Annotated in this window: 28 protein-coding genes; 11 read left to right on the forward strand and 17 right to left on the reverse strand. The window is 72.6% G+C overall.

The annotated features are described in order from the left end of the window. Positions 1-2: 2 nt before the first annotated feature. The 3 genes from IF09_RS0128115 to IF09_RS0128125 form a co-directional block, all read right to left on the reverse strand. Entirely contained in the window at positions 3-851 is an 849-nt protein-coding gene (locus IF09_RS0128115) for a patatin-like phospholipase family protein (protein ID WP_030300244.1), read from the reverse strand. A gap of 95 nt (positions 852-946) precedes the next feature. After that, positions 947-2128: an elongation factor Tu gene (gene tuf / locus IF09_RS0128120; RefSeq protein WP_030300246.1), complete on the reverse strand. Its 1182-nt coding sequence runs from the start codon at positions 2126-2128 to the stop codon at positions 947-949. Positions 2129-2221: 93 nt separating this feature from the next. Next, positions 2222-3064 (reverse strand): DNA alkylation repair protein, encoded by an 843-nt coding sequence (locus tag IF09_RS0128125; RefSeq protein ID WP_234321177.1) that lies wholly within the window; start codon positions 3062-3064, stop codon positions 2222-2224. Between the two features lie 49 nt (positions 3065-3113). Here IF09_RS0128125 and IF09_RS0128130 point away from each other — a divergent pair, with 49 nt between their 5' ends. From IF09_RS0128130 to lnt, 5 genes are all read left to right on the forward strand, one after another. Beyond that, positions 3114-3839: a TVP38/TMEM64 family protein gene (locus tag IF09_RS0128130; protein ID WP_037636183.1), complete on the forward strand. Its 726-nt coding sequence runs from the start codon at positions 3114-3116 to the stop codon at positions 3837-3839. Between the two features lie 48 nt (positions 3840-3887). Beyond that, positions 3888-4766, forward strand: coding sequence for an undecaprenyl-diphosphate phosphatase (locus tag IF09_RS0128135; protein ID WP_030300251.1), 879 nt, complete (start codon positions 3888-3890; stop codon positions 4764-4766). A 124-nt stretch (positions 4767-4890) separates the two neighbouring features. After that, positions 4891-5067: a hypothetical protein gene (locus IF09_RS44970; RefSeq protein ID WP_099893904.1), complete on the forward strand. Its 177-nt coding sequence runs from the start codon at positions 4891-4893 to the stop codon at positions 5065-5067. A 59-nt stretch (positions 5068-5126) separates the two neighbouring features. Further along, complete coding sequence (locus IF09_RS0128145) at positions 5127-5597, forward strand: nuclear transport factor 2 family protein (RefSeq protein ID WP_030300253.1); 471 nt, start codon at positions 5127-5129, stop codon at positions 5595-5597. A gap of 69 nt (positions 5598-5666) precedes the next feature. Further along, positions 5667-7271, forward strand: a complete 1605-nt coding sequence (gene lnt, locus IF09_RS0128150) for an apolipoprotein N-acyltransferase (RefSeq protein WP_030300255.1) — start codon at positions 5667-5669, stop codon at positions 7269-7271. Here lnt and IF09_RS0128155 read toward each other — a convergent pair. After that, on the reverse strand, positions 7216-8121 hold the full coding sequence (locus IF09_RS0128155) for a Gfo/Idh/MocA family protein (RefSeq protein WP_030300257.1): 906 nt from the start codon (positions 8119-8121) through the stop codon (positions 7216-7218). The genes lnt and IF09_RS0128155 overlap by 56 nt on opposite strands. Before the next feature lie 82 nt (positions 8122-8203). Between IF09_RS0128155 and IF09_RS0128160 the strand changes: the two genes are divergently transcribed. Next, positions 8204-8728 (forward strand): DinB family protein, encoded by a 525-nt coding sequence (locus IF09_RS0128160; RefSeq protein ID WP_030300259.1) that lies wholly within the window; start codon positions 8204-8206, stop codon positions 8726-8728. A gap of 118 nt (positions 8729-8846) precedes the next feature. Further along, positions 8847-9401, forward strand: a complete 555-nt coding sequence (locus IF09_RS0128165) for a hypothetical protein (RefSeq protein WP_063607442.1) — start codon at positions 8847-8849, stop codon at positions 9399-9401. Between the two features lie 5 nt (positions 9402-9406). Here the strand turns inward: IF09_RS0128165 and IF09_RS0128170 are convergent, their stop codons facing one another. From IF09_RS0128170 to IF09_RS0128205, 8 genes are all read right to left on the reverse strand, one after another. Then, complete coding sequence (locus IF09_RS0128170) at positions 9407-9931, reverse strand: hypothetical protein (protein WP_051832980.1); 525 nt, start codon at positions 9929-9931, stop codon at positions 9407-9409. A gap of 96 nt (positions 9932-10027) precedes the next feature. After that, positions 10028-10696: a uracil-DNA glycosylase gene (locus IF09_RS0128175; protein ID WP_030300265.1), complete on the reverse strand. Its 669-nt coding sequence runs from the start codon at positions 10694-10696 to the stop codon at positions 10028-10030. 131 nt (positions 10697-10827) lie between these two features. Continuing rightward, a complete protein-coding gene (locus tag IF09_RS0128180) occupies positions 10828-12411 on the reverse strand; it encodes an ABC transporter substrate-binding protein (protein ID WP_030300267.1) in 1584 nt (527 codons plus the stop codon). Between the two features lie 152 nt (positions 12412-12563). Then, positions 12564-13334 (reverse strand): SDR family oxidoreductase, encoded by a 771-nt coding sequence (locus IF09_RS0128185; RefSeq protein ID WP_030300268.1) that lies wholly within the window; start codon positions 13332-13334, stop codon positions 12564-12566. A 20-nt stretch (positions 13335-13354) separates the two neighbouring features. After that, positions 13355-14116 carry a 3-oxoacyl-ACP reductase FabG gene (gene fabG / locus IF09_RS0128190; protein ID WP_030300269.1) on the reverse strand — a complete coding sequence of 254 codons (762 nt, stop codon included), beginning with the start codon at positions 14114-14116 and terminating at the stop codon, positions 13355-13357. Positions 14117-14295: 179 nt separating this feature from the next. Further along, the gene (locus IF09_RS0128195) at positions 14296-14679 is read right to left on the reverse strand and encodes a DUF3037 domain-containing protein (protein ID WP_030300271.1); all 384 of its coding nucleotides are present in this window, start codon (positions 14677-14679) and stop codon (positions 14296-14298) included. Beyond that, positions 14676-15530, reverse strand: coding sequence for a HipA family kinase (locus IF09_RS0128200; protein WP_030300273.1), 855 nt, complete (start codon positions 15528-15530; stop codon positions 14676-14678). Before IF09_RS0128200 ends, IF09_RS0128195 begins: the two co-directional genes overlap by 4 nt. A gap of 18 nt (positions 15531-15548) precedes the next feature. Further along, positions 15549-16163, reverse strand: coding sequence for a cysteine hydrolase (locus tag IF09_RS0128205; protein WP_051832986.1), 615 nt, complete (start codon positions 16161-16163; stop codon positions 15549-15551). 76 nt (positions 16164-16239) lie between these two features. Here IF09_RS0128205 and IF09_RS0128210 point away from each other — a divergent pair, with 76 nt between their 5' ends. Then, on the forward strand, positions 16240-16698 hold the full coding sequence (locus IF09_RS0128210) for a pyridoxamine 5'-phosphate oxidase family protein (RefSeq protein ID WP_030300277.1): 459 nt from the start codon (positions 16240-16242) through the stop codon (positions 16696-16698). 21 nt (positions 16699-16719) lie between these two features. Here the strand turns inward: IF09_RS0128210 and IF09_RS0128215 are convergent, their stop codons facing one another. Continuing rightward, a complete protein-coding gene (locus tag IF09_RS0128215) occupies positions 16720-17619 on the reverse strand; it encodes a LysR family transcriptional regulator (RefSeq protein WP_030300280.1) in 900 nt (299 codons plus the stop codon). 74 nt (positions 17620-17693) lie between these two features. Between IF09_RS0128215 and IF09_RS0128220 the strand changes: the two genes are divergently transcribed. Beyond that, positions 17694-18626, forward strand: a complete 933-nt coding sequence (locus IF09_RS0128220; protein WP_199920492.1) for a DMT family transporter — start codon at positions 17694-17696, stop codon at positions 18624-18626. Between the two features lie 34 nt (positions 18627-18660). On the opposite strand, the gene IF09_RS0128225 is transcribed toward IF09_RS0128220, so the two are convergent. Next, entirely contained in the window at positions 18661-19992 is a 1332-nt protein-coding gene (locus IF09_RS0128225; RefSeq protein ID WP_030300283.1) for an aminotransferase class I/II-fold pyridoxal phosphate-dependent enzyme, read from the reverse strand. A gap of 37 nt (positions 19993-20029) precedes the next feature. On the opposite strand from IF09_RS0128225, the gene IF09_RS0128230 reads away from it, so the two are divergent. Continuing rightward, on the forward strand, positions 20030-20731 hold the full coding sequence (locus IF09_RS0128230; RefSeq protein ID WP_418953078.1) for a pyridoxamine 5'-phosphate oxidase family protein: 702 nt from the start codon (positions 20030-20032) through the stop codon (positions 20729-20731). On the opposite strand, the gene IF09_RS0128235 is transcribed toward IF09_RS0128230, so the two are convergent. Together IF09_RS0128235 and IF09_RS0128240 are read right to left on the reverse strand one after the other, a co-directional pair. Next, a complete protein-coding gene (locus IF09_RS0128235) occupies positions 20713-21720 on the reverse strand; it encodes a DMT family transporter (RefSeq protein WP_078613500.1) in 1008 nt (335 codons plus the stop codon). The genes IF09_RS0128230 and IF09_RS0128235 overlap by 19 nt on opposite strands. A 165-nt stretch (positions 21721-21885) precedes the next feature. Further along, positions 21886-22854, reverse strand: a complete 969-nt coding sequence (locus IF09_RS0128240) for an EamA family transporter (RefSeq protein WP_051832982.1) — start codon at positions 22852-22854, stop codon at positions 21886-21888. 171 nt (positions 22855-23025) lie between these two features. Between IF09_RS0128240 and IF09_RS0128245 the strand changes: the two genes are divergently transcribed. After that, positions 23026-23454, forward strand: a complete 429-nt coding sequence (locus tag IF09_RS0128245; protein ID WP_030300291.1) for an SRPBCC family protein — start codon at positions 23026-23028, stop codon at positions 23452-23454. An 86-nt stretch (positions 23455-23540) separates the two neighbouring features. Here the strand turns inward: IF09_RS0128245 and IF09_RS0128250 are convergent, their stop codons facing one another. Continuing rightward, complete coding sequence (locus IF09_RS0128250; RefSeq protein ID WP_078613501.1) at positions 23541-24149, reverse strand: PadR family transcriptional regulator; 609 nt, start codon at positions 24147-24149, stop codon at positions 23541-23543. Positions 24150-24445: the final 296 nt, after the last annotated feature.

The following is a 24445-nucleotide window of genomic DNA, read 5'->3' on the forward strand; positions in this document are numbered from 1 at the left end:
CGTCAGGCCGCCCAGACGGCGGCCGCCTCGGCGGCGTGCTCCGCCGCCTGCGCGAGCCCGGCCCGCGCCGCCGGGGCCCGCCGCGCCGGGTCCAGGACGTTGCGCCCGAAGGCCTTGCGGGCCTGCGCGGACGGGGTGATCAGCAGGACCCGCGCCCCCGCCTGCCGCAGCCGCGCCGCCTGGGCGGCCGGTGAGGGGACGAGCCCGGATCCGAGCGCCAGCGGCGCGAGGATCACCACCCGTGCGCAGCCGGAGGCCAGGTCGGCGTTGGTCGCCGACCTGACCCCGCCGTCGATGAACCGGCGTCCCCCCACGGTGACCGGCGGCCACACCCCGGGCACCGCGCAGCTCGCCGAGACCGCGTCGACCAGCCCCGCCCCGCCCTTCCGGTCAAAGGCCGCGAGCTCGCCGGTGAGCGCGTCGACGGCGGTGACGACGAGCCTGCGCTCGGGCCACTCGTGCGAGACGAGCCGGGCCTCCAGCACCTTGCGCCGCTCCGCCTCCCCGCCGGTGTCGGCGGCCAGCGCGAGGGCGCCGACCCGCTTGCGGTAGCTCTCCGGGTCCCGCGAGCGCGCCATCGCTACGGCGTAGCGGGCGAAGAGCCCCGCCCCGAACCGGGCCACGGCCTCGCCGGCGGGGTCGCCGAGCTGGCGCTCGTACAGCTCCTGCGGGGTGAGCAGGCCGGAGGTGAGCTGGGCGCCCACCACCGAGCCCGCCGAGGTGCCGACGACGAGGTCGGCGGCGGTCAGGTCCACGCCCGCCTGCGCGAGCCCGTACAGGATCCCGGACTCCCAGCCGATGCCGGTGAGTCCTCCGCCGCCCAGCACCAGTGCCGTACCGTCGCCGCCCATCCCGGCCCACCCCTTCTTCGCACGCCCGTGGTGACGGCAGTCTGGCGCAACCGGACCGCCGCCACCACGGCAGGGTCGCCGCCGCGGGCGGCGGTTCAGTCGAGGACGGCCGTGACCGTCCCCGCGCCGACGGTCCGCCCGCCCTCACGGATCGCGAAGCCGAGCCCCGCCTCCAGCGGCACGTCGCGGCCGAGCTCGACGGTCATCACGACCGTCTGGCCCGGCCGGGCGAGCCCCGCCTCGCCCAGGTCCACGTCCCCCACCACGTCGGCGGTGCGGATGTAGAACTGCGGCCGGTACCCCGACGCCACCGGTGTCGTACGCCCGCCCTCCCGCGCGGACAGCACGTACACCTGCGCGGTGAAGCGGCGCCTGGGCACGACGCTCCCGGGCGCGGCGACCACCTGCCCGCGGCGTACGCCGTCCCGCGGCACCCCGCGCAGCAGCAGTGCGACGTTGTCCCCGGCCTCGGCGGAGTCCATCGGCTTCCCGAAGGTCTCCAGGCCGGTCACCACGGTCTCGACGGACTCGCCGTCGCCGCCGAGGACGCTCACGCGGTCGCCCGTGCGGACGCTCCCGCGCTCGACGGCGCCGGTCACGACCGTCCCGCGTCCGGTGATGGTCAGGACGTTCTCCACCGGCAGCAGGAACGGCGCGTCCGTGTACCGCACCGGCATCGGCACGTACGTGTCCACGGCGTCGAGCAGCGCCTCGATCGCTCCGGTCCAGCGCGGGTCGCCCTCCAGCGCGCCGAGTCCGGAGACCCGTACGACCGGAGCGGCGTCCCCGCCGTATCCGTTGGCGGTGAGCAGCTCGCGGACCTCGAGCTCGACCAGGTCGGTGAGCTCGGGGTCCCCGGCGTCGGCCTTGTTGAGCGCGACGACGATGTGGTCGACGCCGACTTGCCGGGCGAGGAGCACGTGCTCGGCGGTCTGTGGCATGACCCCGTCGAGCGCGGAGACGACGAGGATCGCCCCGTCGAGCTGCGCGGCGCCGGTGACCATGTTCTTGACGTAGTCGGCGTGCCCGGGCATGTCCACGTGGGCGTAGTGGCGGGTGTCGGTCTCGTACTCGACGTGCGTGAGGTTGATGGTGATGCCGCGCCGGGCCTCCTCGGGGGCCCGGTCGATGCGGTCGAAGGGCACGAAGGAGGCGCCGCCGCGCTCGGCCAGGACCTTGGTGATGGCAGCGGTGAGGGTGGTCTTGCCGTGGTCGACGTGACCCATGGTGCCGATGTTGAGGTGCGGCTTGGTACGCACGAAGGCCGTCTTGGCCATGATGTCTTCCCGAGTGCTTCCGAAGCTGGAGACGGGACCCCTGGAACGAACCGACCCTCCCCCTGTGGGGTCCGCCGGACGATCCGGGAAGGGTCAGCTTCGTGCGCCGTCGAATGCGGCGAAGGTGGTTGCCTCGAAGAGGAAAGCGGCAGCCTTCGGCGCGTCCGCGACTGCGGACGGCGCTGCGGGGAAGGCGTACCGGGACATGCCCCTGATCCTGCCGGACCGCTCCGGCCGCGTCGAACGAATTACCGCGCTCCTAAGGGCTGTCCCGCAATCCCCGGCGGGCGCACGACGCCGGCTACGCCGCCTCGCCGCGTTGTCGGAGCGCCCGAATACGCCCAGTATGCGGACGCTGTCCGGGTGGCCGCACTGGCGGCGGCAGTAGCCGAAGAGGCGCTCGGTGTCCGTCGCGGCCTTGTAGCGCAGCTGGTGGAGGAGGGCCGTGCGGGCGAGCCAGAGGTCCTCGTCCGCGATCCACTCGTCCATCACGGCCGTGAGTTCCGGACCGGCGGCCACGAGCGGGCCGGCCGCGTGCGCCGCGAGGTGGTCGACGGTGTCCCACCACGGGACGGTGACGATCAGCTGCCGGACCACCGGCAGGAAGCCGGGGGAGCACACCCGGACGTGGCGGCGCAGATAATCCACCGCGAAGTAGTGGTACTCACGCTCCCGGAGCTCCCAGCACCGCAGCACGAGCGCCGCCACGTCCGCCTCCGCCGGCTCCGGGGTCTGCGCGGTCACGGCTTTCGACAGCTCGCGGCGCAGCGGGGTGCGGATGCCGAGGAAGGGCGCCACGTCCTTCATGTACGCGGCCATGACCCGGGCCTGCACCGGGTCGGCGGCCGCCCCGTACGTCGTGGTGAGGCGGTCGAGGAGGGTGTCCGCGAGGGCGCTGCGCGGGACCTTCGGGGGTCGCTGGTCGTCCGGCCGCATGAGGCCCAGATTACGGCGCGACGCCGCATCGGTCGGCTAGTCTCCCGGGATGTCCCTCCTCCTCGCGCCGTGGACCCGGCTGTCGCTGCTCGTCGTGCTGCTGCTGGCCGCCGGCGTGTGCGTCGTGCTGTACGAGCCGCAGCGCATCCTGTCGGAGGGCTGGCCCCCGGGTCTGCCGGTGGGCGCGGCGGCCTTGCTGTTCGCGGCTGCGTACGGGGTGGCCACGGCCGCCCTCGTGCCGCGCCCGCTGCTCAACCTGGCGGCAGGGGCCGTCTTCGGCATCCCGTTCGGCCTGCTCGCGGCGGTCGGCGGCTCCGTCATCGGCGCAGGGATCTCCTTCGGGCTGGGCCGGATGATGGGCCGGGACGCCGTACGGCCGCTGCTGCGCGGCCGCTGGCTCCGGGCGGCCGACGACCAGCTGGCCCGGCACGGCTTCCGCTCGATGCTGGCTGTCCGCATCTTCCCCGGCCTGCCCTTCGCGGTCGCCAACTACTGCGCCGCCGTGTCCCGCTGCGGCTGGCTGCCCTTCCTCCTCGCGACGGCGATCGGCGTCGTCCCGAACACCGCCGCGTACGTGATCGCGGGCGCGAGCGCCTCCTCGCCGGACTCGCCCGCCTTCCTCGCGTCCTTCGGCTTCATCGCCGTCTCCGCGGTGGCGGCCGCAGTCGTCGGGTGGCGGGGGCGGCACCGGCTGGCGCCGGCACCGGTATGTGAAACGTACGATCATGCACCTCAGCACCCCCCTGTGGTCAGCGCCGCTCCCCACGGGCCCTAGCATCGGACCCGAACTGCCCGACGATCACAAGGACGAGCGCACCCCGACATGAGCTGGTTCGAATCCCTAATCCTCGGTCTCGTCCAGGGGCTTACGGAGTTCCTCCCGATCTCCTCCAGCGCCCACCTCCGGCTGACCGCGGCATTCGCCGGCTGGCAGGACCCGGGCGCGGCCTTCACCGCGATCACGCAGATCGGCACCGAGGCCGCCGTGCTGATCTACTTCCGCAAGGACATCGCGCGGATCATCTCCACCTGGTTCCGCTCGCTGTTCACGAAGGCGCTGCGCTCGGAGCAGGACGCCAAGATGGGATGGCTGGTGATCGTCGGGTCGATCCCGATCGGTGTCCTCGGCGTCGCGTTCAAGGACCAGATCACGGGCCCGGCCCGTGATCTTCGACTGACCGCCACCACCCTGATCGTGATGGGCGTCGTCCTCGGCATCGCGGACCGGCTCGCCGCCCGCGACGAGGAAGGGGGCCGGCACCGCGCCATCCGCGAGCGCAAGACGCTCAAGGAACTGGGCGTCAAGGACGGCCTGATCTTCGGCCTCTGCCAGGCGATGGCCCTGATCCCCGGCGTCTCCCGCTCGGGCGCGACGATCTCCGGCGGTCTGCTGCTGGGCTTCACGCGCGAGGCGGCCGCCCGCTACTCGTTCCTCCTCGCCATCCCGGCCGTGCTGGCCTCGGGCGCGTTCGAGATCAAGGATGTCGCCGAGAACCCGGGGCACATCTCCTGGGGGCCGACGATCTTCGCCACGGTCATCGCGTTCTTCGTGGGCTACGCCGTCATCGCGTGGTTCATGAAGTTCATCTCCAGCAAGAGCTTCATGCCCTTCGTGTTCTACCGGATCGCCCTGGGCATCGCACTGTTCGTACTGATCGGCATGGGTGTGCTCAGCCCCTTCGCCGCCGAGTCGGCCGGCTGACACGGCTGCCGCTCACCGCTTCGCGTGAACCGGAGGCCGCTCGGGAACGTTCCCGGGCGGCCTCCGCGTCGTTGTGCCTGAAGAGACCTGAAGAGACCGGAAGGCAAGCAGCAGGGGGTGTCCCATGGGTCGAGTGGTGCTGGAGCGGTTTCCGGCCGGAAGTCCGAGGGGAAGCTGGCCCGCCGAGGAGTACGCCGCCGAGCGGATGCGCGAGGGCGTGCCGGCCGAAGTGGTGATGGACCTGGCCACCGACGCGTTCCTCGTCGTGGTCCGGCAGCGGGAGGCGCATTCCGGTCACTGATCAGATCCGGTGCGCGCACGCCCCTTGGCCTCGCCGCCCCCCACCCCCACACTGACCCGATGACGCAGCGTGTGGACCTCGCCACGGTCATGGACCGGCTGGCGATCGACGAGGTGGTCACGGGGTACGCGGTGGCCGTGGACGACGGCGACTGGGCGGCGTACCGCGCGCTGTTCACGCCCGCCGGACGGGCCGACTACAGCTCGGCGGGCGGGATCGAGGGCCCGGCCGCCGAGGTCGCGGACTGGCTCGCGGAGACCATGAAGCTGTTCCCGGTGCGCCAGCACCTCATCGTCAACCGGCTGATCCGGCTGGAGGACCTCGGCGGCTCCCCCGGCGACCGTGCCGAGGTGCGCGCCGACTTCCTCAACCCGATGCGGCTGACCGGCGAGGAGTTCGACGGGACGGTGACCGCACCGAACTTCGTCGCCGCCGGCCGCTACGGCTTCGGTCTCGCCCGCACCGCCCGCGACGGCTGGCGGCTCACCCGGGTCACCGTGCACGAGAAATGGCGGCACACGTCCGCCTAGACCGTCTCCGGACCCTGCTCGAACGGCCGCCCGGCCGGCCCTGTTCCACACTGGAAGCGGAGGCGCGCCATGCTCTCGAAGCGGACCCGGTGCTGGCGTGCGGCGGCCGCGGCCGCCGCCGGGGCGCTGGCGTGCCTCGCCTTCCCGGCCCCCGCCCTCTGGTGGTTCGCGTACGTCGCCCTCGTGCCCTGGATGCTGCTGCTGAGGTCGGCGCCGACCGGGCGGCGCGCCGCCCTGGAGGGCTGGCTCGGCGGCGCCGGCTTCATCGTGGCCGTCCACCACTGGCTGCTGCCCAGCCTGCACGTGTTCCTGCTGCCGATGGCGGCCCTGCTGGGACTGCTCTGGATCCCCTGGGCCCTGCTGGTGCGGGAGTTCCTCGGCGGGCTCCCTGAGCCCGGCAGGGCGACGGCCGCGCTGTTCCTCGTACCGGCGGGCTGGCTGCTGTCGGAGCTGGCCCGGTCCTGGCAGGGGCTGGGCGGGCCGTGGGGGCTCTTGGGGGCGAGCCAGTGGCAGGTGGCGCCCGCAATGCGGCTCGCGTCGGTGGGCGGGGTGTGGCTGGTGAGCCTCCTGGTGGTGGCGGTGAACTGCGGGCTGGTACTGCTGATCGCGGTGCCGGGCGCCCGGGTCCCGGCGGTGGCCGGGGTGACGGGGTGCGCGGTACTGACGGGGGTGGTGTGGCTGTGGGTGCCGCGGCCCGAGGTGTCGGGCACGCTGCGCGTGGCCGTCGTACAGCCGGGCCTGGTGGCGGACGGCCCGGACAGTACGGACCAGCGGTTCGCGGCCGGGGAACGGCTGACGCGGACACTGGCCGGGCAGCCGGTGGACCTGGTGGTCTGGGGCGAGAGCAGCGTCGGGGCCGACCTGGCGGCGCGCCCGGACCTGGCCCGGCGGCTGGCTTCGCTGTCCGCCGAGGTCGGGGCGCCGCTGCTGGTCAACGTCGACGCCCGGCGCCCGCCCGGCCCGGCTGCAGCCCCGGCTGCGGCGCCGGTCCCGACGGCAGCCGCGCTGCCCGACGGCGGCATCTACAAGAGCTCCGTCCTCGTCGGCCCCCGCGGGCCGACCGGCGACCGGTACGACAAGATGCGCCTGGTCCCCTTCGGCGAGTACATACCGGCCCGGTCCCTGCTCGGCTGGGCCACCTCGGTCGGCAGAGCCGCCGGCGAGGACCGCCGGCGCGGCGAGGACCCGGTGCTGATGGACCTGCCGGGACGGCCCGGTGTGCGGTTCGGCCCGCTGGTCTGCTTCGAGTCGGCCTTCCCCGACATGAGCCGCCGCCTGACCCGCGACGGGGCCGCCCTGCTGATCGCCCAGTCGGCCACCTCGAGCTTCCAGCACAGCTGGGCCCCGGCGCAGCACGCCTCGCTCGCCGCCGTGCGCGCCGCCGAGAACGGCCGCCCCGTGGTGCACGCCACCCTCACCGGAATCAGCGAGGTGCACGGCCCCTCCGGCGAGCGGATCGGCCCGGCGCTGGCGACCTCCGCGCGTGCGTCGCAGGTGTACGAGGTCCCGCTCGCCGACGGCACGACGTTCTACGTCCTCTTCGGGGACTGGCCCGTGGGGGCCGCCCTCGCGCTGCTGGCGGCGTACTGCACGCTCGAGGGCGCCCGCTCGCTCGGGCTCAGGAAGCCTGCTCCAGAGCCGACGACACCACCTGCTCGCACAGCTCGTGGGTGAGCAGCGCGTCGCGGGCGCTGACCGTCCTGCCCGCCGCGACGGACAACAGGAACGCGTCCACGGCCTGCTCGATGCCGCGCTGGCGGGCGACCGGCACCCAGTCCCCGCGGCGCCGCACGGTCGGCTGGCCCCGGTGGTCGATGATCTCGGCGAGGTTGACGACCTGCCGCTTGGTCTCCTGCCCGGACACCTCGAGGATCTCCTCGGTGGAGCCGGACAGCCGGTTCATGATGCCGAGCGCGGTGAAGCCGGCGCCCGACAGCTGGAGGACGACCTGGTGCATCAGCCCGCCGCGCACCTGCGCCCGGACGTCGATGTGGTCGGTCTCGCCGGGCAGCAGGAAGCGCAGGGTGTCGACGACGTGGATGAAGTCGTCGAGGACGAAGGTCCGGGGGTCCTCGGGCAGCCCGATCCGGTTCTTCTGCATGACGATCAGGTCGCGCGGGTGGTCGGCGCACTGCGCGTAGCTCGGCGCGTGGCGGCGGTTGAAGCCGACGGCGAGCGACACCCCGCGCTGCTCGGCGAGTTCCACCAGCCGCCGCGATTCCGCGAGCTCGTAGGCGAGCGGCTTGTCCACATACGTCGGCACGTCCGCTTCGAGCAGCCGTGTCACGATCTCGGGGTGAACGGCCGTCGGGGCGTGCACGAATGCCGCGTCGAGGCCTTCGGCCAGCAGTCCGTCGAGGTCGCCGTGCCGGCGCGCGGCCGGGATGTGGTGCATCTCCCCGATCCGCGCCAGCGTGGCGGGAGTACGGGTCTGCAGGTGCAGCTCGACGCCCGGGCGGGCGGTGAGGACGGGCAGGTACGCCTTCTGGGCGATGTCGCCGAGTCCGATGACGCCGACCTTCACCGGGAACCTCCAGGTTGATCCATGCTGGACTTCCGAGCTTAATCCCTGGTGGCGGGGCCCGCGTTCGCCGAGGATGTCGACCATGACCACCACCACCGGATCCCACCGCACCGAGCCCTCCACCACCGCGAACGAGCGGGAGATGCTGGACGGCTGGCTCGACTACCACCGCGCCACGCTCGCCTGGAAGTGCGAGGGCCTCGGGGACGAGCAGCTGGGCCGCGCCGCGCTCGCCCCGTCCGAACTGAGCCTGCTGGGCCTCGTACGGCACATGGCAGAGGTGGAGCGGTACTGGTTCCGGGAGATCATGCTGGGCGAGGACCTCCCCGAGCTGTACTGCACGCGCGAGGACCCGGACGGGGACTTCCACTTCGGCGCGGACGACACGTGGGCCGAGGCCGAGCAGACCTGGCAGACCGAGGTCGAGCTGGCGCGGCAGGCCGCGGCGGGCCGTTCGCTGGACCTGCTCTCGGATCCCGGGATCCACCACCGCGGCGAGACGTTCAGCCTCCGGTGGGTCTACACCCACATGATCGAGGAGTACGCGCGCCACAACGGGCACGCGGACTTGCTGCGCGAGCAGATCGACGGCGCCACGGGCGACTGACGCGCACCGGCGGCGCGCGGGTGCCGGGCCGGTGTCCGGCGGATGTCCGTCACCCGTGCGGGGTCAATATCGGCTCCGGGTTTTCACAACGGGGTCCTCGCACAGCAGAGTTGCGCGAGTGCATCCAACGCGAACCACGACAAAGCTGCTGCTCGGAGTCGCCTGTGCCGTCTCGGCCGTCTCGGGCTGCGTGCATGTGACCCCCGCCCCGATGCAGCCGGCGGCCGCCCCCGGCACCACGGGGGCGCCGCCGCAGTACGAGCCGCGCGGCGGACCGGTGGCCGCGCCGGTGGCGGTCCGGGCGCCCGCCCTGGAGGCGCTGAAGGCCGTACCGGGGCAGTCCGCGCAGCCGGCCGCCTCCGCCGCGAGCCGGCAGGCCGCGCCCGGCACGGCGGCGGTCCCGGCAGGCGCGGCGGGCACGGCGCCCGAGGCGTCCCCTCAGGCCGTTCCGCCGGTGCCGGACATCCCGGAGCCGCACCGGCCCGGCGCACGCCGCTCAGCGGGCAAGGGAGGCCGTACGGACCCGTCGGGGCGGGACGTGGAGGTGCCGCGCGAGCTGGTGAAGGAGCTGCCGGTCCGGCCCGCCGACGTGTGTGCGTTGGGCCGCCGGCACGGCGGCTGGCACCCGGACAGCCCGGAGGCCCGCATCTGCGCGGGCGTCCACGGCGGCTGAGCGCGCTACGGGGACTGCTCCGGGAACGGCCGGGGCCGCCTGCCCGGCTCCGCGGCGAGGCGCCGCTCCAGCCGGGCGATGGCGGCCCGTACGCCGTTCCCGTACCCGTCGTCGGCCAGGGCGCCGGTGGCGGCCCGGGCCCGGGCCAGGTGCACCCGCGCCGCCTCGGGCCGCTGCAGTTTGACGTAGTCGGCGGCCAGGCTGAGGTGCAGGGACGGATAGAACACCCGCACGGCGGGATGCGGCTCATGCTGCGCGGGCAGCCCGTCACGCAGCCCCCCGCCCAGCCCGTCGGCGGCGGTCAGGGCCCGCAGGTCCCAGGCCAGTTCGTCGGCGGGATCGTCCTGGGCGTCGGCCATGTAGTGCGCGAGCGTGCACCGGTGGAGGCCGTCACCGTCCTCGCCGATCTCGTTCCAGATCTCGCCGAGGCGGTTGCGGGCCTCTTCGCGGTCACCGGCGTGCAGCAGGATGACGGCCTGGCCGATCCTGGTCATGACGGCGTCCTCCGACGCCTCCTGCTGCTCCGTCACGGCGGCCTCCGTCTTGCTCTGCCCGACCTGCTCCGGTCTGGTTCGTCACGACGCTAACGGCAGGCACCGGCAATGGCGCCGAGGCGCGGTGGGGCGTCAGCCCAGGTCCGGGATCGTCCAGTCGATCGGCGCATGGCCCTGGGCCGCGACGGCCTCGTTGATCTGCGTGAAGGGCCGGGAGCCGAAGAACTTCTTGGCCGACAGCGGGGAGGGGTGGGCGCCCTTGACGACCGCGTGCCGCTCCTCGTCGATCAGCGGGAGCTTCTTCTGGGCGTAGGCACCCCACAGCACGAAGACGGCCGGGTCGGGCCGGCCGGCCACCGCGCGGATCACCGCGTCGGTGAACTTCTCCCAGCCCTTGCCCTTGTGCGAGTTGGGCTCGGCCTCGCGGACGGTGAGCACCGCGTTGAGCAGCAGGACGCCCTGCTCGGCCCACGGCATCAGGTACCCGTTGTCCGGGACGGGCGTGCCCAGCTCCGCGTGCATCTCCTTGTAGATGTTGCGCAGCGAGGGCGGGGTCTTGACCCCGGGCCGCACGGAGAAGCACAGGCCGTGCCCCTGGCCGGCGCCGTGGTAGGGGTCCTGGCCGAGGACGAGGACCTTCACCTTGTCGAAGGGAGTGGCCTCCAGGGCGGCGAAGACCTGCTCTCGGGGCGGGTAGACCGGCCCGTTCGCCCGCTCCTTCTCGACGAACTCGGTGAGCTCTTTGAAGTAGGGCTGGTCCAGCTCGTCGCCGAGGACGGGGAGCCAGGACTCGGGCAGCATCTGGGTCACGTCTACAACCTCCGGTACAAGTTCGTGCAACTGCGTGGTGCAACAGCTCAGAACCTACCGGGGGCCACTGACAACGCCTCGTCCGCGGGCGCCCGAAGGCGTCCGCGGACGAGGCGGGCCGGCTACCAGCTGGTCTTGCGGTACAGCTCCCACATCTGGAAGACGGTCTGCGGGTCGAGCGCCCGCTCGCCGCCCGCGATGTCCTCGCGGGCAGCTACGTACAGCTTGCCCTGCCACAGGGGCAGGAGGCGGACGTCCTCGGCGAAGATCTGCTGGGCCTGCTCGAACTCGCGGACGCCGGCGGCGCGGTCGCTCTCGCGGCGGGACTTGGGCAGCAGGTCGGTGAGGATCTGGGCGGGCTCGTACGGGGTGCCGACCGCGTTCTCCTTGCCGACGAACGGCGCGATGAAGTTGTCCGGGTCCGGGAAGTCGGGGAACCAGCCGCGGCCGAAGACCGGGTACTCGCCGTTCTTGTAGCCGACCTGGAAGACCTTCCAGGGCTGGCCGCGCAGGGTGACCTTGAAGAGCCCGCTCTCGTCCAGCTGGCGCTTGAGCTCGGTGAACTCGTCGGCGGTGGAGGCGCCGTAGCGGTCGGTGGTGTACCAGAAGGTCAGCTCCACCGGCTGGGTGATCCCGGCGTCCTTGAGGATCTTCTGGGCCTTCTTGACGTCGGCCTGGCCGTATTTGTCGTAGAAGGGCGTCTTGTGGCCCACGACCCCCTTGGGGACCATCGAGTACAGCGGCTCGGCGGTGCCCTGGTAGACCTTGGAGACGATCGCGCCGCGGTCGATGACCTGGGCGATGGCCTGGCGCACCGGCAGCTTGGCGACCTGCGGGTCCTTGGGGTTGAAGACCAGGTAGCGGATCTCGGCGCCGACGTTCTCGACGACCTGGACGCCCTGCGAGTGCGAGGCGGGGGTCTGCAGGTCCTTGATCTCGGGAGCCGACAGACCGCGGTAGGTCGCGTCGATCTCCTTGTCCTTGAGCGCCGCGATCATCTTGGTGGAGTCCGCGAAGTAGCGGATGGTCACCCCGTCGTTACGCCGGTTCGCGAAGCCGTTGTACGTCCCGTTCTTGCCGAGGACCGCCTCGCTGCCCTCCTTGTACGAGTCGAGCACGAACGGGCCGGAGCCGGTGACCTTGCCGTCCTCCCGCACCTTGTCGGCCGGGTAGTCCTTGGGGGCGACCAGCGAGGCGGCCGGCGAGCCGAGGACGAAGGGGAAGGTGGCGTCCGGCGTCTTCAGGTGGAAGACGACCGTCTGCGCGTCCGGGGTCTCGATCTTGTCCAGGCTGCCGAACAGGCCCTGCGGACCGGTCTGGGAGTTGATCGTCCGGATCCGGTCGAGCGAGTGCTTGACGGCCTTGGCGTCGAGCGCCTCGCCGTTGGAGAACTTCAGGCCCTTCTTCAGCGTGCACCGGTACGACTCGTTCGCCGCGTCGGTGAACTCGCAGTTCTGGGCGGCGTCGGGCTGGGGCTTGGTGGAGCCCGTGGGGAACGCCAGCAGGGTCTGGTAGACGTTCCGGTACAGCTCCCAGGAGCCGTCCCAGGCGGCGGCGGGATCGAGGGTGCTCGGGGCGCTCGTCGTGCCGACGACGATCCTCTTCGCGGCGTCACTGCCGTCGTCCGAAAGCAGACCGCATCCGGCGAGCAGGGATATGGACGCAAGGGCCGCAGTGATCTGCAGGCATCTGGTCCGGATGAACACGTGCACGCTCCTCGATCAGCCAGGGGTGCGGCAGACCCTACCGCAGTGCCTCACAAATCCAATGGGCAGGTTTCATGTGACACTTGACCGATTTCGTGCATATTAGGTACGCATTTGCCTCCCCTCGGGAGGCAAATGCGTCCGATTATCGATCAGTGCACTCCGGCATTGAGGAACATTCCCCCGTCGACGACCAGTGTTTGGCCGGTGATCCATTCCGCTTGTGCAGATGTAAGAAAAGCCGCCGCGCCGCCGATGTCCTCCGGCAGCCCGAGCCGGCCGAGCGGGTACGCGGCCGCGGCCTCCTGCTCGCGGCCCTCGTAGAGCGCCTGGGCGAACTTCGTCTTGACCACGGCGGGGGCGATCGCGTTCACGCGGACCCCGGGCGCCATCTCGTGGGCGAGCTGGAGGGTGAGGTTGACCATGGCGGCCTTGCTCATCCCGTACGCGCCGATGAAGGGCGAGGCGGAGACGCCGGCGATGGACGCGATGTTCACGATCGCGCCGCCGTTGTCCTTCTGCCAGGCGTGCCAGGTCCGCTGGGCGAACCCGAGCGCCGAGATCACATTCGTCTCGAAGACCTTGCGCGCGACGCCGAGGTCCAGGTCCGCGATCGGACCGAAGACGGGATTGGTGCCGGCGTTGTTGATCAGGAAGTCGACCCGTCCGAAGGCCTCCATCGTCCGCTCGACGGCGACCGCCTGGTGGGCCTCGTCGTGCGCCTTCCCCGCGACCCCGATCACCCGGTCCGCACCGAGCGCCTCGACGGCCTCCTTGAGGGCGTCCTCGCTGCGCCCGGTGATGCACACCCGGTCGCCACGGGCGACGAGCGCCTCGGCGATGCCGTAGCCGATGCCCCGGCTCGCACCGGTGATCAGCGCGACCTTGCCGCTGTCCGCCGCGTTCGTGCTGCTGTTCGTCATGAGCTGCGCCCTGCCTCTCGTCAGTTGAGCGGGCCGCCGGCCACGTACATGACCTGGCCCGAGACGAAGCCGGCGGCCTCGCCCGTGAAGAACGCGATCGCGTTGGCGATGTCGTCCGGGCGGCCGACGCGCTGGACGGGGATCTGGGTGGCCGCGGCGGCCTGGAAGTCCTCGAAGCCCATGCCCACGCGTGCGGCCGTCTGGGCGGTCATCTCCGTGACGATGAAGCCGGGGGCGACGGCGTTGGCGGTGACGCCGAACTTGCCGAGCTCGATGGCCAGGGTCTTGGTGAAGCCCTGCAGGCCGGCCTTGGCGGCGGAGTAGTTGACCTGGCCGCGGTTGCCCAGCGCCGAGCTGCTGGAGAGGTTGACGATGCGGCCGAACTTGGCCTCCACCATGTACTTCTGACAGGCCTTCGACATCAGGAACGCACCGCGCAGGTGGACGTTCATGACGGTGTCCCAGTCGTTCTCGCTCATCTTGAAGAGCAGGTTGTCGCGCAGCACACCCGCGTTGTTGACCAGGATGGTCGGGGCGCCCAGGGCGCTCGCGACTCGCTCGACGGCCGCCTCCACCTGCGCCGCGTCGGAGACGTCGCAGCCGACCGCCAGGGCCTTGCCGCCGGCCGCCGTGATCGCCTCGACGGTGTCCTTGCAGGCCGCCTCGTCGAGATCGAGGACGGCGACGGCCCGGCCTTCGGCAGCCAGACGCACGGCGGTGGCCGCGCCGATGCCCCGGGCCGCCCCGGTCACGATCGCGACGCGCTGCTCGGTGGTGGACATGGTGGATCTCCTCGCGCTCGGAATCCTCATCAGCGGTTCCTCATCGGTGAGCAACCGCTTAGTAGCTTCAGCTGAGGAGACGCTAGGAGCCCTGGCACCCGGTGTCAACGGCACCCGGCCCCAGGGCTCCCCACGTCACGACGGCCGCCGTACGGATCGCCGTACGGCCGCCTTGCGGATCAGCGCACCAGCAGGTCCAGCAGCCGTTCCACCTCGGCCTCCGGGTCGGTCGTCAGACCGGTGTGCACCGGCCCGGGCTGCACCACCGTGCTGCGCGGGGCGATCAGCCAGCGGAACCGGCGGCCCGCATCGTCGCCCGCCGCCTGGCCGGCCCACTCGCCGCCGGTGCACACGCCCTCGACCCCGTGCAGGGCGGCGCGTACGCCGGCCACGTCGGCCTCCGGGTCCAGGACGAGGAGCTTGGCCTCGTCCAGGTGGGTGCGCGCGGCCACGTAGGAGCGCGCCCGGCAGTAGACGATCACGCCGGCGTTGAAGCACTCGCCGCGCTCCATCCGGGGCACCACGCGCACCAGCGCGTACTCGAACACGTCCCGCTTGGTCACTCGCCGTCGCTCTTCTTCTTGGTCTTGTCGGTCTTGTGGGGCCATTCGGTCAGATGGTCGGTCAGCCACCCCGGCGGCTTGGAGGGCGCCTTCACCTCGGCCTCCATCGAGATCCTCTCGTGGATCGTGGCCGCGCGCGGCAGCAGCACCTCCACGTAGGCGCGGCGCACCGCGTCGGTGGAGTCGAAGCCCGGCTCGTCGACCAGCCACTCGTCGGGCACGTCGGCGACGACCTCATCGAGCAGGTCCCGGGTCACCAGGGGCGCGAGCGCGGCGGCGGCCGCCGCTACGTCCGGGCCGACGGGGGCCAGGACGTGGTCGGAGGCGTTGTACGGCTTGGCGGCGGCGCTCTCGGCGGTGGGCCAGTTGTGGTGCCAGATCATGGTGGCGCCGTGGTCGATGAGCCACAGGTCCCCGTGCCAGACCAGCATGTTCGGGTTGCGCCAGGACCGGTCGACGTTGTTGATCAGCGCGTCGAACCAGACCACGCGCCCCGCCTCGGCGGGGTCCACCTGGTACGCGAGCGGGTCGAAGCCGATCGACCCGGGCAGGTAGTCCATCCCGAGGTTGAGTCCGCCGCTGGCCTTCAGCAGCTCCTGGACCTCCTGGTCGGGTTCGCCGAGCCCGATGACGGGGTCGAGCTGCATCTGCACCAGCCGCGGGACCCGCAGGCCGAGGCGCTGCGCCAGGCGCCCGCAGACGACTTCGGCGACCAGGGTCTTGCGGCCCTGGCCGGCTCCGGTGAATTTCATGACGTAGGTACCGAGGTCGTCGGCCTCGACGATCCCCGGGAGCGAGCCGCCCTCACGCAGAGGCGTGACGTAACGGGTCGCGATCACTTCGGACAGCATCCGCCCAGGTTACGGGGGTCAGTGCGCGGGAGCCCACTGCGCGAGGAGGGCTTCGGCCGTGGTGACGGTCGCGACGAGCGCCAGGCAGTTGCGGATCACCTCGGCGGTGTACGCGGCGGGCACCCCCGCGATGGCATCGGACGGCACCACCACCCGGTAGCCGAGGTTCACGGCATCGAAGACCGTGTTCGGGATCGCGATGTTCGAGGAGACCCCGGCGACGACGAGGGTGCGGATGCCGAGGTTGCGCAGGAGGGCGTCCACGTCGGTGCCCGCGATCGGCGAGAGCCCGTGCAGCCGGCGGACCACCAGGTCGTTCCCGGCCACCTCGATCGGCGCCGCCACCTGCACCGCCCGGCTCCCCGACAGCTGCCGGACGGGCAGCTTCCCGGCAGCCCGGAACAGCCGCGCGTTGTCGTTGGCCGCGAGCCCGTCCGGCCGCCGCTCGGCGATCGCGTGCAGCACCTGTACGCCGGCCCTGTGCGCGGCGTCGACCAGCGCGGCCACCCGCCCCAGCATCCCGGAGTCCCTGGCCTCCTTCGCCAGCTCGGGCAGGGCGCTCTCCTCGCCGACGACGCCGCTCTGGCACTCGACGATGAGCAGGGCGGTGGTGGCGGGATCGAGTTCCGGCATGGCTCCCCCTGGCGTGACGACCATCGATCCCGCATGATTCCTGACACACAGTCAGATGTGAAGGGGTGCGGGACGGATGGACGGGACACAGCGGCGGGGCCGCCGCATCATGATGACCGACGCCGAAGTGGACGCCTTCCTGCGCGAGCAGCGCACCTGCCGGGTGGCGACCGTCTCCCCGGACGGCCGCCCGCACGTGGGCGCCCTGTGGTTCGCATGGGACGGCAGCTCCCTGTGGCTGTACTCGATCACGCGCAGCCGCCGCTGGTCCGACCTGCGGAAGGACCCGCGGATCTCGGCGGTCGTGGACGCGGGCGAGGCGTACGACGAACTGCGCGGGGTCGAACTCTCCGGCAGCGCCGTCTTCGTGGGCGAGGCCCCGCGCACGGGCGAGCCCTGCCCGGAGCTGGCCGAGGCGGAACGGCTGTTCCCGGCCAAGAACTTCGGCATCGAGGAGATGCCGCACGACGGCCGCCACGCATGGATCCGGCTCACCCCGGAGTCGATCGTCTCGTGGGACTTCCGCAAGCTCTGATGCCCTTGGCGCTCCGGCCTCCTAGAGCACCGCGGCGGCCTCCTGCAGGGCCTCGACGGCGGCCCGGATCGAGGGCCGCCGGTCGGCGTCCGCCCGCCAGACGACGTACACGTGACGGCGGACCGCGTCGCTCACGGGCAGCAGCCGGACCCCGGGCGGCACCGGGCCGCGCCCGAGCCGGGGCGCCACGCACACCCCCAGTCCGGCCTCCACGAAGGCCAGCTGGGTGTGGTGCTCCTCGGCGATGTGCGCGATGCGCGGCTCGATGCCGGTGCCTCGCAGCGTGTACACGAGCCACTCGTGGCAGAACTGGCCCTCGTTCCATGAGATCCAGTCGTCGTCGGCGAACTCGGAGAGGGAGATCCGGTCGCGGTCGGCCAGCCGGTGCCCGGCCGGTACGGCGATGTCGCAGGAGTCGTCGAGCAGGTGCGCCCGGGTGAGCTCGGCAGGCACCGGCATGCGCTTGTTGTGCCAGTCGATGGCCAGGGCCAGGTCGAGATCGCCGCGGACGACGGCCGCCATGCTGTCCTCGGGCTCCTGCTCCCGTACCAGGGGCCGCAGTTCTGGGTGCCCGGCGCGCAGGGCGGTGAGCGCCTGGGGCAGCAGTCCGCGCATGGCGGTCGGGAAGGCGCCGATCCGCAGCTCGCCGACGGCGCAGCCCCGCTGGGCCTCCACGTCGGCCTGGGCGAGCTCCACCTGGGAGATGATCCGGGCCGCGTGATCGGCCAGCAGCCGGCCCGCGTCCGTGAGCCGGACTCCGCGGCCGTTCTTGGCCAGCAGCGGCTGGCCGACCTCCCGCTCCAGCTTGGCCATCTGCTGGGAGACGGCGGAGGTGGTGACGTGGAGCCCGTCGGCCGCGCCGCTGACCGAGCCGTGGCGGGCGAGGGCGTCCAGGGTACGCAGGCGCTCCAGGTTCAACATGTAAGCAATGCTACGCCGTCGCCCCGAAGAAGTCTCGCTTGTCCTACGCAGTCGACCGGAGCAGAGTGCTCCTCATGAGCGCACCCGCCACCCCTCGCCCCACTTTCTTGCCGCCGGTCGCCCCCGTCCGGGCCAGGCGGGTGGACTGGCGGCTCCGCTTCGCGGTCCTCTCGGTGATCTGGGGCTTCAGCTTCCTCCTGATCAAGGTGGGCACGGATGCGTACGCGCCGTTCCAGGTCGCGCTCGGCCGGGTGCTGTCCGGTGCGCTGGCGCTGCTGGCCGTGCTCGTCGTCCGCCGCGAGCCGCTCCCCCGGGGCCGCCGCACCTGGGTCCACCTGTTCGTGGCGGCGCTCCTGCTCAACACCGCCCCCTTCTCGCTCTTCTCGTACGCCGAGCTGAGCATCCCGTCGAGCCTGGCCGGGATCTGCAACGCCACCTCGCCGCTGTGGGGCATGGCGCTGTCGCTGGTGGCCCTGTCCGAGGACCGCCCGACACGCCGCCGCTTCGCCGGCCTGGGCCTGGGCTTCCTCGGCGTCCTGACGGTCCTCGGCGTCTGGCAGGGCTTCGAGGGCATCGACGCCGAGGGCACTGCGCTCGCCCTGCTCGCCTCGCTCTGCTATCCGGTCGGCTGGATCTACGTCCGGCGCACGCTGGCCTCGGTCCCGGGTTCGCCGGTGGCGCTGACCGGCGCCCAGCTGATGCTCTCCACACTCCAGCTGCTGGCGGTCAGCGCCGTGTTCACCCCGGCCCCCGCCTCGTTCCCGCTCTGGCCGACCCTGTCGGTGATCGCGCTCGGCGCCCTGGGCACGGGGATGGCCCTGCAGATGCAGTACGGCCTGGTTGCGGAGATCGGCCCGACCACGGCCCAGATGGTCACGTACTTCATCCCGGTCATCGCCACCACGGCGGGCGTCCTGCTCCTGGGCGAGCAGCTCCACTGGAACACCCCGGTGGGCGCGGCGATCGTCCTGGCCGGGGCGGCCCTGACCCAGACCCGCCGCCGCTAGGGGGCGTCTTCGGCCCTGGAGTCCCAGGAGCCGGTCAGTCGAAGCGGCCGCCCGTCGCGGGCCGGACCGATGCCGCCACCGCGGCTGCGAGCCCCGGCACTTCGCGGAGCTGCACGCCCGACACCGTGATCCGTACGCCCGGCCCCGACTCCACCCGGAACCGGCTGCCCGGGGCCGCCGCCCAGCCCGCGGCCAGCAGCCGCGTCACCGCCCCCGTCTCGTCGGCGACGGGCACCCATACGTTCATCCCGCTGCGCCCGTGGGCCCGTACGCCCCGCTCCCGCAGGGCCGCGACCAGCCCGTCCCGCCGCTCCCCGTAGGACCTCGCGACCGCTGCCCGGTCCACCGCAGCCGAGGTCCACAGCTCGACCACCGCGTACTGGAGCAGCCGGCTCACCCACCCCGGGCCCAGCCGCTGCCGTCCGCGTACGCGGTCCAAGGTCACGGCGTCGCCGGTCAGCACCGCGAGGCGCAGGTCGGGCCCGTACGCCTTCGCCGTGGACCGCACGAGCGCCCAGTGCCGGGTCACCCCGCCCAGCGAGTGCAGCGGCAGGTCCACGATGGCGTGCCCGTGGTCGTCGTCGACCACCAGCACCTCCGGGTACCGCGCCAGCACGCCGCGCAGCTGCGCCGCCCGGTCCGCGCCGACCGCCGCCCCGGTCGGGTTCTGCGCCCGCGCCGTCACGAGCAGCGCCCGCGCGCCCTCCGCGAGCACCCGCTCCACCGACGAGACGACGGGCCCGTCGTCGTCCACCGCCACCGGCACCACGCGCAGCCCCAGCGCCGCCGCCAGGTCCAGCACGCTCCCCCACCCCGGGTCCTCGATCGCCACCGCGTCCCCCGGCCGCAGGTGCGCGGCCAGGACCCGCTCGATCCCGTCCAGCGCGCCCGAGGTCACCCCCACCGGCCCGGCCGGCACCCCGTCCGCGTCGAGGTCGGCCCGGGCCAGCCGCTGCAGCTCCGGCACCACCGGGTCGTCCCCGTACAGCGTCGGCGCCCGTGCGTACCGGCGCGCGGCCTCGGCCAGGGCCCCGTCCAGCGGGGGCAGCAGCCGTACGTCCGGATTCCCCGAGGCGACGTCCCGCGCGCCCGGCGGCACCGCCATCCGCAGCTCGTCGCGCGGCGCACTCGCCGGCCGCCCGCGTACGCGGCTGCCACGCCGCCCGTCGGTCTCGATGACCCCGCGCTCGCGCAGCGTCCGGTACGCGGCGGCCACGGTGTTCGGGTTCACCCCGAGCACTCCCGCGAGCTCCCGCATCGGCGGCAGCAACGTTCCCGGCGCGAGCGCGCCCGATCCGACGCCCGCTTCGACACTGGCCGCGATATCCGATGCGCGGCGCCCTGCAATCCGATACTCTCCTAGCACAAAGCCAAGTATGCACTAGTACAACGGAGCGCGCATCATGACCGCCCAGACCGACACGCAAGAGATGCCCGAGACGAACGGGACGACCGGCGGCTACGAGCCCACCGACCGCACCGTCCCGAGCCGCTCCCGCGAGCGGGCGCGCTACGACCGCGAGACGGTCCACTCGATACTCGACCAGGCCTACGTCTGCCACCTCGGCTTCGTCCGCGACGGCGCACCGGTGGTCCTGCCGACGCTCTACGGCCGGGTCGGCGAGACCCTGTACGTCCACGGCTCGACCGGCTCGCGCCCGCTGCTCGCCGCCGGCCAGACCGACCCGGGGCTGCCCGTATGCCTGACCGTGACGCACGTGGACGGCCTGGTGCTGGCCCGGTCGGCCTTCCACCACTCGATCAACTACCGCTCGGTGATCGTGCACGGCACCGCGTACCAGGTGACCGACGAGGACGAGCGCCGGATGGCTCTGGACGCCCTCGTCGACCACGTGGTGCCGGGCCGCTCGGCCGACTCCCGGCCCGCCAACGCGAAGGAGCTCGCCGCGACCGCGGTGATCCGTCTGGACCTGAACGAGGTGTCGGCGAAGCTCCGCACCGGCGGCCCCAACGACGAGCCCGAGGACATGGACCTGCCCTACTGGTCGGGCGTGGTCCCGGTCACGCCGGTGCACGGAACCCCGATCCCGGCCGACGACCTGGCCCCCGGGATCGCCACCCCGGACTACCTCGCCGCCCTCTGAGCCTCACGGGGCTCATGGGGCTCGCGGGCCTCGGGAGTCTCGCGGGTCCCCCGAGCGGGCCGGACCACCGGCCCGCCCGCCGGCCTGCGCGCCTCGGCCGCGATCAGCGCGCCCACCGCCGTCAGCAGCAGTACGGTGCCCAGCACCACGGCGCCGGTCAGCCGCTCGCCGAGCACCAGTACGGCGATCACCGCCGCGCTGACCGGCTCGATCAGCATGATCACGGACACCGTCGCGGCCCGCACCGCCGCGGCCCCGGTGAAGTACAGCGCGTACGCCAGGGCCGTCGGCACGGTGGCCACGTACACCAGCAGCCAGAGCACCCGCCCGAGTTCGGCGGTGTGCGGCACCAGCCCCTCCGCCGCGGCGAGCGGCAGCAGGCACACCGTGCCCACCGCGACCGACCAGGCGGTGGTGACCAGCGGCTCCCCGCCCGCCCCGCGCCGCCCCAGCGAGCGGGCCCGCAGGGTCATCGCGGCGTACCCGGCGGCCGACAGCAGGGCCCAGCCGACGCCGGCCGGCCGCACCTCCCCGCCCCCGCCGCCCAGGACCAGCACGGCGAGCCCGGCGAGCGCCCCCACGACGGCGGCCACCCCGCCCCGGCCGAGCCGCTCGCCCATCCAGTGGCGCGCCCCGAGAGCGATCAGCACCGGCCCGGCGCCCAGGGTCACCACGGTCCCGACCGCGAGGCCGGTGTCCCGTACGGCGGCGAAGTACGCGGCCTGGAACAGGGTGAACATCAGCCCCGTCCCGATCAGAGAGGCCGCCGACGGCCGCGCCGCCGGCCGCGGGCCCCGGAGCCGGCGTACGGCGAGCACCCCCAGCAGCACCACCAGCCCGCCGGCGCACCGCCAGAACGACAGGGCGAGCGGGCCGAGGTCACTGGCCAGGAAGAGGAGGGAGGCGGCCGCCCCGGCGGTGCCCCAGGCGGCTCCGGCGACGACGAGGTACAGCAGACTGCGCCCTGAAGCGGGCGAAGGATTCGACACGAGTGTGCTCCGCGCATGCGTGAAGGATGAAAGAGGAAGGTCATCGCTTCGCGGGCAGCACGAACCCGCCCGGGAACTGCCCGGGCCGGGTCCTCGTCACAAGGGGCAGCTGCCCGCGGCTACGCGGCCGGAGGCGGAAGCACGGTCGAATGCATGATCGCCACCTTAGGCCGTCATCGCCTCGCGGTCCAGAACAGCCGATTCCGGATCCGCCGCCCCCGGCGGGGTGGGCCGCGAGGACTGGGCGATGAAGGCCCCGCCGAGCACCAGCGCTCCGCCGGCGATCTGCGGGGTGGAGAGGTGCTCGCCCAGCAGGATCCAGGCGAAGACGGTGGCCACGACCGCCTCCAGGCAGGCCACGACACCGGCCACCTGCGGCGAGAGCTTGCGCACCGAGACCACGCCGGTCAGGTACGCGAAGACCGTCGCGATCAGCACCACCCAGCCGAGCAGCACCCACGCGGGCACCGTCGTGTCACCCATCGCGGCCTGCCCGCCCAGCAGCTGCCAGTCGATCTCCCACGGCCGGGAGATCACCGTCATCACCAGCGCGCCGACGAGCATGCCGTACGCGATCACCCCGAGCGGGTCGGGCACGTCGTCGGCGGCGCCGTCGGCACCGTGGTCCGCGAACACGAAGTAGAAGGCCTGGCAGCAGGCGGCGGCGAGGCCGAGCAGGACCCCGAGCAGGTCCAGGCTCAGCCCGGACCAGACCTCGACGACACAGGCGAGCCCCACGACGGCCAGGGCGGCACCCGCCGCGGCGGCCCGGGTCACCGGCTTGCGCTGCACGAACCGGATCCAGCCGAGCAGCAGCGCCGGGCCGAGGTACTCCAGGAGCAGGGCCACGCCGACCGGGATCCGGGACAGGGAGGCGAAGTAGAAGGCCTGCACGCCCGCGACGCCGACGAGCCCGAAGCCGGCGAGCAGCAGGGGTTTGCGCAGCAGGAGATCCCGGTGCCGCCAGGCCAGCGGGGACAGCACCAGCGCGGCCCCGGCCACCCTGAGCCAGACCATGTGCAGCGGGTCCAGACCCGCCTCGATCAGCGGCTTCGCCGCCACACCCGAACCACCGAACGCGAACGCCGAGACGAGCGCGAGGCCCAGTCCGGCGTTTCTCCCTGACGCTTGCATCCGGCCATCATGGCAGGGGCGGTCAGTACCGTCACAGACGTGACACCTGTTGAGACGCATCCGAGACCGGGCGTGAGCGGGCGGACCGTTCCTGACAGGTCGTCAGTATTGAATGTTCCGCCCGCCGGGGCTACGTTCCGCCGCACGTACCCGACGAGAAGGGGTGGTCGCATGGCCGAAGTCACCGCGGAATCACGCATCGAGGCGTCCGCCGCGAAGCTCTGGGCCCAGCTGACGGACTGGTCGGCGTACGGCCAGTGGAGCATGACCCACACGAATTTCCCGAAGGGCGGCCCCGGGACCCTCGCGGTCGGCGCCACCTTCGAGGAGAACATGAAGATGATGGGCTTCCCGGCCGAGGTCGCCTGGACCGTCTCGGAGCTGGAGACCGAGCGCGTTTTCGCCATCACGGGCAAGGGCCCCATGGGCGTGGCCATCCTCACCCGGTACACCCTGATCCCGGACGGCGGTGCCACCACCGTCCGCATCGACGGGGAGTTCAACGGGGCCGCCGTCTCCCTGATGGCGGGCAAGCTCAAGGACTCGGCCACCGCTGCCCTGAACGAGTCGCTCCGCAAGCTCGCCGGCCTGGTCGTCTGATCCCCTCCCCCGGCGGGTGCCCGGATACGGCGGCGCGCCCCGCGAGAGGACTCGCGGGGCGCGCCGTTTGCATTTCGCCGGCCGGCTCAGTGCTCGTCGGCCAGGATCAGGTAGAGCTTCTTGCGGGCGTCGTTGATGACCGCGAGGGCCTTCTCGCGCTGCTCGGCCGAGCCGGTCTTGAAGACCTGGCCGAAGGCCTCGAACAGGCCGATCCCGGCCGTCCGGACCTCGTGCATCGCCTCGAAGTCGAACCCGCGCCCGGCTTCGGCCCAAGGGGCCTCCGGGGCCGACTCGGCCTCGGTGCGGCCGGCGTCGGTGAGCGTGAACAGCTTCTTGCCGCCCTCGCTCTCGCTGGTGATGAGCCCCTCGTCCTCGAGCAGCTGCAGGGTCGGGTAGACCGAGCCCGGACTGGGCTTCCAGGCCCCGCCGCTGCGCTCGCCGATCTCCTGGATCATCTCGTAGCCGTGCATCGGCCGGTCCTTGAGCAGCGCCAGGATCGAGGCGCGCACATCTCCCCGCCGGGCCCGGCCGCGCGGTCCGCCGCGTCCGCCCCGCCCGCCGAAGGGCCCGCCGCCGAAGGGCGGCCCGAACGGGCCGAAGGCACCGCGCCGCCCCTGGAAATCCTCCCGACGATCGGGCCCGCAGTGACCGTGGCCCCGTCCGTGCTCGTGTTCGTGCTGTCCGTGTGAACGCATGACTGCGCTCCTTTCGTCTTCCGGTTTCTCGCTATCGCTCTTGCGATACGTAAACTATCGTCGACCCATCGCGATGCGTCAACGATATATCGGAAACTAATACCGAACAGGCCCCTGACCAGGCCGGTGTCATCGAAGGCCGAGCACGGTCGGTCGGCGAAGGCCACGCCACTCTGGGTCTCGGACCAACAAGAGCGGCCAGGCCTGCCGTCGGCCGACGTCCCAGTGCCTGACCGGCGACGTAGTCCCAGCCGATCCAGCCCACCAGCGCCAGCAGCCCGACACCCAGCACCGAA

It is taken from the genome of Streptomyces katrae (assembly GCF_000717655.1).
Classification (GTDB): Bacteria; Actinomycetota; Actinomycetes; order Streptomycetales; family Streptomycetaceae; genus Streptomyces; species Streptomyces katrae_B.

What these genes read in the sequence shown, in the direction of transcription:
- IF09_RS0128175 (WP_030300265.1), bottom strand. Translation starts at nt 10,696, where the DNA reads ATGCTGCCCGAGTCCTGGCTCCCCGTCCTCGGCGACGAGCTGGACCAG.
- IF09_RS44970 (WP_099893904.1), top strand. Translation starts at nt 4,891, where the DNA reads ATGGGTCGAGTGGTGCTGGAGCGGTTTCCGGCCGGAAGTCCGAGGGGA.
- IF09_RS0128205 (WP_051832986.1), bottom strand. Translation starts at nt 16,163, where the DNA reads ATGCCGGAACTCGATCCCGCCACCACCGCCCTGCTCATCGTCGAGTGC.
- IF09_RS0128230 (WP_418953078.1), top strand. Translation starts at nt 20,030, where the DNA reads ATGACCGCCCAGACCGACACGCAAGAGATGCCCGAGACGAACGGGACG.
- IF09_RS0128245 (WP_030300291.1), top strand. Translation starts at nt 23,026, where the DNA reads ATGGCCGAAGTCACCGCGGAATCACGCATCGAGGCGTCCGCCGCGAAG.
- IF09_RS0128215 (WP_030300280.1), bottom strand. Translation starts at nt 17,619, where the DNA reads ATGTTGAACCTGGAGCGCCTGCGTACCCTGGACGCCCTCGCCCGCCAC.
- IF09_RS0128250 (WP_078613501.1), bottom strand. Translation starts at nt 24,149, where the DNA reads ATGCGTTCACACGGACAGCACGAACACGAGCACGGACGGGGCCACGGT.
- IF09_RS0128115 (WP_030300244.1), bottom strand. Translation starts at nt 851, where the DNA reads ATGGGCGGCGACGGTACGGCACTGGTGCTGGGCGGCGGAGGACTCACC.
- IF09_RS0128160 (WP_030300259.1), top strand. Translation starts at nt 8,204, where the DNA reads ATGACCACCACCACCGGATCCCACCGCACCGAGCCCTCCACCACCGCG.
- IF09_RS0128135 (WP_030300251.1), top strand. Translation starts at nt 3,888, where the DNA reads ATGAGCTGGTTCGAATCCCTAATCCTCGGTCTCGTCCAGGGGCTTACG.
- IF09_RS0128125 (WP_234321177.1), bottom strand. Translation starts at nt 3,064, where the DNA reads ATGCGGCCGGACGACCAGCGACCCCCGAAGGTCCCGCGCAGCGCCCTC.
- tuf (WP_030300246.1), bottom strand. Translation starts at nt 2,128, where the DNA reads ATGGCCAAGACGGCCTTCGTGCGTACCAAGCCGCACCTCAACATCGGC.
- IF09_RS0128185 (WP_030300268.1), bottom strand. Translation starts at nt 13,334, where the DNA reads ATGACGAACAGCAGCACGAACGCGGCGGACAGCGGCAAGGTCGCGCTG.
- IF09_RS0128220 (WP_199920492.1), top strand. Translation starts at nt 17,694, where the DNA reads ATGAGCGCACCCGCCACCCCTCGCCCCACTTTCTTGCCGCCGGTCGCC.
- IF09_RS0128240 (WP_051832982.1), bottom strand. Translation starts at nt 22,854, where the DNA reads ATGCAAGCGTCAGGGAGAAACGCCGGACTGGGCCTCGCGCTCGTCTCG.
- fabG (WP_030300269.1), bottom strand. Translation starts at nt 14,116, where the DNA reads ATGTCCACCACCGAGCAGCGCGTCGCGATCGTGACCGGGGCGGCCCGG.
- IF09_RS0128145 (WP_030300253.1), top strand. Translation starts at nt 5,127, where the DNA reads ATGACGCAGCGTGTGGACCTCGCCACGGTCATGGACCGGCTGGCGATC.
- IF09_RS0128200 (WP_030300273.1), bottom strand. Translation starts at nt 15,530, where the DNA reads ATGCTGTCCGAAGTGATCGCGACCCGTTACGTCACGCCTCTGCGTGAG.
- IF09_RS0128210 (WP_030300277.1), top strand. Translation starts at nt 16,240, where the DNA reads ATGGACGGGACACAGCGGCGGGGCCGCCGCATCATGATGACCGACGCC.
- IF09_RS0128130 (WP_037636183.1), top strand. Translation starts at nt 3,114, where the DNA reads ATGTCCCTCCTCCTCGCGCCGTGGACCCGGCTGTCGCTGCTCGTCGTG.
- lnt (WP_030300255.1), top strand. Translation starts at nt 5,667, where the DNA reads ATGCTCTCGAAGCGGACCCGGTGCTGGCGTGCGGCGGCCGCGGCCGCC.